The organism is Stenotrophomonas sp. YIM B13575, from assembly GCF_042787595.1.
GTDB lineage: Bacteria > Pseudomonadota > Gammaproteobacteria > Xanthomonadales > Xanthomonadaceae > Stenotrophomonas > Stenotrophomonas lactitubi_B.
Map to the genome: position 1 here is coordinate 1 of NZ_JBHZOP010000204.1, position 7,315 is coordinate 7,315.

General features: G+C 65.5%; 5 protein-coding genes. 2 read left to right on the forward strand and 3 right to left on the reverse strand.

Going from position 1 to position 7,315, the window contains the following annotated elements:
• The first annotated feature begins 235 nt into the window (after positions 1–235).
• On the forward strand, positions 236–850 hold the full coding sequence (locus ACFX4F_RS21030; RefSeq protein WP_380658295.1) for a DUF938 domain-containing protein: 615 nt from the start codon (positions 236–238) through the stop codon (positions 848–850).
• Here the strand turns inward: ACFX4F_RS21030 and ACFX4F_RS21035 are convergent, their stop codons facing one another.
• The 3 genes from ACFX4F_RS21035 to ACFX4F_RS21045 form a co-directional block, all read right to left on the reverse strand.
• Positions 851–2,173 (reverse strand): type II toxin-antitoxin system HipA family toxin, encoded by a 1,323-nt coding sequence (locus ACFX4F_RS21035; RefSeq protein ID WP_380658297.1) that lies wholly within the window; start codon positions 2,171–2,173, stop codon positions 851–853.
• A 3-nt stretch (positions 2,174–2,176) separates the two neighbouring features.
• Positions 2,177–2,434 carry a helix-turn-helix domain-containing protein gene (locus ACFX4F_RS21040; RefSeq protein WP_380658299.1) on the reverse strand — a complete coding sequence of 86 codons (258 nt, stop codon included), beginning with the start codon at positions 2,432–2,434 and terminating at the stop codon, positions 2,177–2,179.
• A gap of 154 nt (positions 2,435–2,588) precedes the next feature.
• A complete protein-coding gene (locus tag ACFX4F_RS21045; RefSeq protein ID WP_380658301.1) occupies positions 2,589–6,275 on the reverse strand; it encodes an indolepyruvate ferredoxin oxidoreductase family protein in 3,687 nt (1,228 codons plus the stop codon).
• A 171-nt stretch (positions 6,276–6,446) separates the two neighbouring features.
• Between ACFX4F_RS21045 and ACFX4F_RS21050 the strand changes: the two genes are divergently transcribed.
• The gene (locus tag ACFX4F_RS21050) at positions 6,447–7,082 is read left to right on the forward strand and encodes a hypothetical protein (RefSeq protein ID WP_099819502.1); all 636 of its coding nucleotides are present in this window, start codon (positions 6,447–6,449) and stop codon (positions 7,080–7,082) included.
• Positions 7,083–7,315 lie beyond the last annotated feature (233 nt).

Genomic DNA, 7,315 nt, shown 5'->3' on the forward strand with positions numbered 1-7,315 from the left:
GTGGGTCCGGTTGAGGGGGTGTGAGCGGCATGGATGCCGCGACCAAGCCCCCACGGATGGGTTTACGGCGTCCCCCTCAACCGGACCCACCCCGCCAACCCACAGGAAACCAGCTTTTGCTGTTGCTTCGGCTGTTGCTTCGGCCGTTGCCGTTGCCTCTGCGGGTGCAGGGCACAGCCCTGCTCAGTAACCCCCTCGTGCACAATGAGGCCGACCCCGCCTGGACGCCGTCTCGATGTCGAGCAAGCCGTATTCAGAAGCCTGCGAACGTAACCGCGAACCGATCGCCGCTGCGCTCGACCCGTGGATGGGCGACCGCCACCGGGTGCTGGAGATCGGCAGCGGCACCGGCCAGCATGCGGCCTTCTTCGCCGAGCGCTGGCCCTGGCTGCGCTGGCAGCCCAGCGACCATCCGGACCATCTGCCTGGCATCGAGGCCTGGCGCGCGGAGGCGGCGCTGTTGAACCTGCTGCCGCCGGTGGCGCTGCAGGTCGAGCTGCCGCCAGCGACCGGCCTGAGCCTGCCGGAAGGCAGCACGTTCGATGCTGCATTCACTGCCAACACCCTGCACATCATGAGCTGGGAACACGTGCAGGCCCTGTTTGCCGCACTTCCACCCCTGCTGCGCCATGGCGCGCTGCTGGCGGTGTATGGCCCCTTCAATTACGGCGGCCGTTACAGCAGCGACAGCAACGCGCAATTCGATGGCTGGCTGAAAGCGCGTGATCCGCGTAGCGGCATCCGCGATGCCGAAGCCGTGCAGGCGCTGGCGGCGGACAACGGATTCACCCGGTTGGGTGATCTGTCCATGCCGGCCAACAACCGAGTGTTGCTGTGGCGCCTGGGGTGATCAGGCGTCGGGGGCCATGCTGGAAAGACGGGTCGCCGCAGCACGCAGTCCCTTGAAAACAGGTTCGGACACGGTCGAAGGGAAGCCGCTTGGAAGCTGGCGTGTGACGTGTTCGATGGCGGGTTCCACGGAAGCGATCAACGCTTCGATCCATGGCTCTGCGCCATCGGCTACGCCACAGGCGCGTGCGGTTTCATTCCAGTGCCGGCGTCGCACAAGGTGCAGTTTTCGATGGCGGTTCTTGCCCTCTACCGCCATGGCAAGCTGCGCGTTGTGCGGATCGAGTTGATTGGGCCCCCGGCCGAGGATGGGATATACCGACAGCACGTCGTAGACAGGGGTCAGACGGAAACGCCCACCCGCGTCGATGTGGACGCTGAAGTTCTTTGCGTGGCCGTCGGTCGCGGCAAGCATCCAGAACAGGATCTGCGTCTTGAAGAAGGTTGCTCGATCCTCAGGCTGCTCGGATTGCCGAAGCAGATCCATGATGGCCACGATGCCGGGGCCGCCATCGGATTCGTACTTCCGGGCAGCGGGGAGGCCAAAGACCTGACACATATCTTCCTGCGGCAAGCGAAGCCACCACGTGCGATCCGCAGCCAGTCGCCGGTCGAAACGTTCGACGATCAGTGCACCTTGATCTTCAAAACGCCCCATCTGCGTATCCGCGACGGGAATACCAAAGGCCGCCAGCAAGTGCATGCACAGCCACTCGTTCTCCACGGACTGGTGCATGTCCGCACGCATGTTGCCGACGATACCCAACGGCAGCTTGAAGATGTGCGTGGACGGCGTACTTCCGGTAGGAATGCACCATTGACCATCGTGCAGCAGCAGGCCGGTCTTTTCCTGCGCTCCAGCGATGGAAATGCGGAACGCATCGTCGCTGGAAGATGTGCCAGGCAATGCACTTGTTGTGACCTGGCGCAGGACTTCAGCGACGCCTGAGTCATTCAATGGTTCGAACGTTATCCGCTGGATGGCATCCGGTGTGCGCGAATGTGGCAACAGCTGCACCGCGCCCACACAGTCCCGGCCAATGGCTTCAAGCAGATCGAACGTATCGCTGCTGCGCGTGGCGAACCGGTCGCGGATCCGGTTGCGGATGGTGACGTTATCGGGGAGAAGATTGTCGAAGTAGTCGTTGACGACCTGACCCTGATGGCTTTCACCGTCGGGCAGCAGGGGGAGCGAAAGGGACAGTGGTCGCGACTGCGTCGAACCAATCCATTGGCTGAGGTAGGAAAGGCGGGATGCCCGGTTCCGCGCATCATCCCAGAGCGCCACCTCGACACCATTCATCCAGACCCGCAACGTACCCATGGCTTACCACTCCGAAGTCGACGCGTTTTCCCGGGGACTTCGCTGCTGCAGGCTGATTTCCAGGCCCAACACGGCCCAGACTCGCATCAATCGCTCGAAGCTGGCAGACGCTGGATCGCGTTCCAATGCGCCGACTGCCTGGCGGGAGATGCCCAGTCGCTCGGCAAGCTGTGCTTGACTCAGCCCGGCCTGGCGTCTGAACGCGCGCATCAGCGGCGCAAGTTGCTGCGGTGTTCTCACCGTATGCGGCGGCCTGTCCATACCGGCAGTCCTCGGGAAAGATGACCGTACGCCATCACGTACGCAAAGGATAGGTTGCTTTACGACACGCAACCTATCTCTTTCCTGCGCCACAGGCAACCTATTGATTTCCTTCTCAAAAGGCAATCAATAGGTTTCTTTTTGTAGTGTGCTACTACGCCACCTGCACGATATGCAGCGCCTTCGGGTTGCGCCACTGCGCCAGCAGCACCGCTTCGCGGGCCTTGGCCTTTTCGAAGTGTGCTTCCTTGACGTGACCGAAGCCGCGGATGTGCTCGGGCACGCTGGCGATCTCCACTGCCAGTGCCAGGCGATCGTCATCCAGGCCATCCAGCAGCACCTGCACGGTCGCCTCGTAATCGCCGATCAGCTTGCGCTCCATGCGGCGCTCTTCCGTGCGGCCGAACACGTCGAAGCGGCCGCCACGCAGGAACTTCAGCTTGGCCAGCAGGCCGAACGCCTTGAACATCCACGGGCCATATTCCTTCTTCAGCAACCGGCCCTGTTCGTCCTTCTTCGCGAACAGCGGCGGTGCCAGATGGAAGCGCAGCTGGTAATCGCCCTCGAACTGCTGCTGCAGGCGGCGCTGGAAATCGCCGCTGGTGTACAGGCGCGCCACTTCGTATTCGTCCTTGTACGCCATCAGCTTGAACAGGTAGCGGGCCACGGTCTCGGTCAACGCGGTGGAGCCGCCGATGCGCTCGGCTTCGGTCGCGCGCACGCGCTCGACCAGCGTGCGGTAGCGGTTGGCGTAGGCGGCATCCTGGTAGTCGGTCAGGAAGGCCGAGCGGCGCTCGATCATCTCGTCCAGCGAGCGCGACAGGCGCGCGTCGTCCAACGGCAGGAAAGCGACATCGCCACCATGCGTCGGCAGCCCACGCAGCTCGCGCTCGTCACCGGTGTTGCGCGGTGCGGCGGTAGCGCCCCACTCGTTGCCTTCCCATTCGCCCGGCGGCAGTGCATGCAGCGGGCCTGGGGTATTTTCGGTGTCGGTATGGCGGTTGCGCACCACGCCTGCCGCCTGCTGCACGGCCTGCGGATCGACCGCGGCCAGGCGGCCCCAGGCAAAGGCCTGCTGGTTCATCGCCACCGCGGCGCCATTGAGCTCGATGGCACGCATCAGCGACTCGAACGACAGCGGCACCAGGCCCTGCTGCCAGGCGTAGCCGAGGATGAACAGGTTGGCGGCGATCGCATCGCCGAGCAATGCGGTGGCCAGCTGGGTCGCATCCAGCAGCAGCGGCTCTTCGCCACCCAGGGCCACGCGCACGCCGGCGATGATGTCGGCGGCGGGAAACTGCATGTCCGGGCGCGTGGTGAACGTGCCCGGCATCGCTTCATAGGTGTTGAGCACCACCTGCGAACGACCCGCGCGTACCTTCGACAGTGCCCAGTAATCGTTGACCACCACCATGTCGCAGCCCAGCACCAGGTCGGCTTCACCGGCGGCGATGCGCACCGCATGGATGTCGTCCGGGTGACGGGCGATGCGGATGTGCGTGGTTACCGCGCCACCCTTCTGCGCCAGCCCGGTCTGATCAAGCACCGACGCACCCTTGCCTTCAAGATGACCGGCCATGCCCAGCAGGGCGCCGATGGTCACCACGCCGGTGCCGCCAACGCCGGTGATCAGGATGTTCCAGGGCTGCTCCAGGGTGCCGCGCACCACCGGTGCCGGCAGGTTGTCCAGCAGCGTGGAGGCATCGCGCTTGCTGCCCTTGCGCGGCTGGCCACCGTGCACGGTGACGAAGCTCGGGCAGAAGCCGTTGACGCAGGAATAGTCCTTGTTGCAGTTGGACTGGTCGATGTCGCGCTTGCGCCCGAACTCGGTTTCCTTCGGCAGCACCGACACGCAGAAGCTCTTCTTGCCGCAGTCGCCACAGCCTTCGCAGACCAGCGAATTGATCATCACCCGCTTCTGCGGATCTTCCAGCTTGCCGCGCTTGCGGCGACGGCGCTTCTCGGTGGCGCAGGTCTGTTCGTAGATCAGGATCGAAACACCCTTCACTTCGCGCAGGCGCTTCTGCACCGCGTCCAGCTCGCTGCGGTCATGGAACTCCACGTCGCTGGGGAAATGCTCGCGCTGGCGCGTCCACTTGGCGATGTTGTCCGACAGCACCATGATGGTGTGGATGCCCTCGGCACGCATCTGCCTTGCGATGTCCGGCACGCTGAGCGGGCCGTCCACCGGCTGTCCGCCGGTCATCGCCACCGCGTCGTTGTAGAGGATCTTGTAGGTGATGTTGACGCCGGCGGCGATCGCCTGGCGGATCGCCAGCGAACCGCTGTGGAAATAGGTGCCGTCGCCCAGGTTCTGGAACACGTGCTGGGTATCGGTGAAGGCGGCCTGCCCGGCCCACGTCACGCCTTCGCCACCCATGTGGGTGAAGGTGTCGGTGCTGCGGTCCATCCAGGTCACCATGTAATGGCAACCGATGCCGGCCAGCGCGCGCGAACCTTCCGGCACGGTGGTGGAGGTGTTGTGCGGGCAGCCGGAGCAGTAGTGCGGCACGCGCGGGAAACTGGCGCGCGGCAACGCAAGCTCGGCTTCCTTTTCCTGCATCCACTGCAGGCGCTGCTCGATGGAGTCGTTGTTGAAGAACTTCTGGATGCGGCGACCGATCACGCCGGCGATGGTGGCCGGGGTCAGTTCGCCGGTGGACGGCAGGATCCACTCGCCGGCTTCGTCGTACTTGCCGACGATGGACGGGCGCTGGCCCCAGCTGGCCGGCCAGTTGAAGAACTGCTCCTTCATCTGGCGCTCGATGAAGGCACGCTTCTCCTCCACCACGATGATGTCCTCCAGGCCCTGCGCGAAGCGTGCGATGCCTTCCGGCTCCAGCGGCCAGGTCATGCCGACCTTGTACACGCGGATGCCGATGTCGGCGCAGGCCTGCTCGTCCAGGCCCAAGTACTCCAGCGCCTGCAGCACGTCCAGGTAGCTCTTGCCGGTGGTGACGATGCCCAGCCGCGCTCGCGGCGCGTCCATCACCACCTTGTCGATGCCGTTGGCACGGGCGAAGGCCTGCGCGGCTTTCACCGCGTAGCGGTGCAGGCGCATCTCCTGGTCCAGCGGCGGATCGGGCCAGCGGATGTTGAGGCCGCCGGCGGGCATGTCGAAGTCCTCCGGCAGCACGATGCGCCGGGCCAGCGGATCGACCTCGACCGAAGCCGACGATTCCACCGTCTCGGCGATCGTCTTGAAACCGACCCAGCGCCCGGTGTAACGGCTCATCGCCCAACCAAGCAGGCCCATGTCGAGGATGTCCTGCACGCCGGCCGGGTTCAGCACCGGCATCATCGCGCTGACGAATTCGTCTTCGCTGCCATGCGGCAACGTCGAGCTGCGGCAGGCGTGGTCATCGGCGGCCAGTGCCAGCACGCCGCCATGGCGCGAGGTGCCGGCGGCGTTGGCGTGCTTGAACACGTCGCCACAGCGGTCCACGCCCGGGCCCTTGCCGTACCACATGCCGAACACGCCCTGCACGTTGGCGCCGGGGAACAGGTTGGTCTGCTGGGTGCCCCACACCATGGTCGCGCCCAGATCCTCGTTGAGGCCCGGGGTGAACTTCACCTTGGCCGCTTCCAGGTGCTTGCGCGCACGCCACAGCTCCAGGTCGAAGCCGCCCAGCGGGCTGCCGCGATAGCCGCTGATGAAGCCGGCGCTGTCGATGCCGGTGGCTTCGTCGCGCAGGCGCTGCATCAGCGGCAGCCGCACCAGCGCCTGCACGCCACTCAGGTAGATCCGTCCTTCGTTGCGGGTGTACTTGTGGTCGAGCGTGTAATCACGGTCGAGCAGGTCGGCGGAGGCGGGTGAGGTGAGTTGCGCGGTACTGGTCATGGCTGGCCTGGTCAGGATCGGCTGGCACCGGCCGCGCAGGTACACGCGGCGGGAAAGGCGCGAATTGTAACAGTGGGGGGCAAAGGCCCCGGCACTCGCGCCAGGGCCGTGCTGGGGTTAGGATCGGGGAGAGAGAGGGAGGGTTGGTGTTTCAACCTTGGGGGAATCTGGATGTCAGTTGCAGGACAGTTCCTGGCCGGCGTGTTGCTGGTCTCGGGAGCGGCCACTGCGTGGGCCGCGCCGGCATTGCCGGCACCGCAGGAGTTCTATTTCGACAGCGACGCCGCCGCCGCGCCGATCACGGTGGTGCAGGGTGAAGGCGAAGACCTGGTGGCACAGCTGCTGAAGCACCGCGAGCGTGGCCGCAAGGGGCTGGAAGCCACGGCGCAGCTGGCGTCGGTCGCCATTGCGCAGGGGCGCGCGGAACTGGGCGACAAGCTCTATCGCGAGGCACTGGCCGAAGCGCCGGTGCAGAGCGCGCTGGGCCGCAGCGTACGCTGGAACTATGGCTGGGACCTGTTGCGGCAGGGCCAGGCGCTGGCCGCGCTGGAACAGTGGCAGGCCGCTGCCAGCACCCTGCGCAGCAATCCCGGCTGGGTGCCGCCGAGCTATGCATTGGCGCTGTGGCGGGCGGGCCAGCAGCAGGAGGCGGTGAAGTGGTATGCCGCTGCCGTACGCACCGAGCCGGCGCAATGGCGCGACAGCAGTCGTTACGCGCAGCTGTTGCCGGGCTGGCGCGATGACGAACGCGCGACGTTGGCCGAAGTACAGCAGGCCTGGGCCGCCGCGCCTCCCGCCTGGCCCTGAGGGTGGGGGTTCGGCCGGGTTGCACCCGGCACCCGCAGAGGCCAGAGCCACAGCAACAGCGGGTTTGCTGAGGGATGGCGGGGCACTGTGGGTTTGCGGGGACGCCGTAAACCCGTCCTTGAAGTGACCCCCGGGAGTTGGACGCCAGATCCAACCCCGAGGGATACATGAACAGGTACGAAGCTCGATTCAAACTGCAGGTCGCCAAAGAAGCCTGCAAGACCTCCACGTCG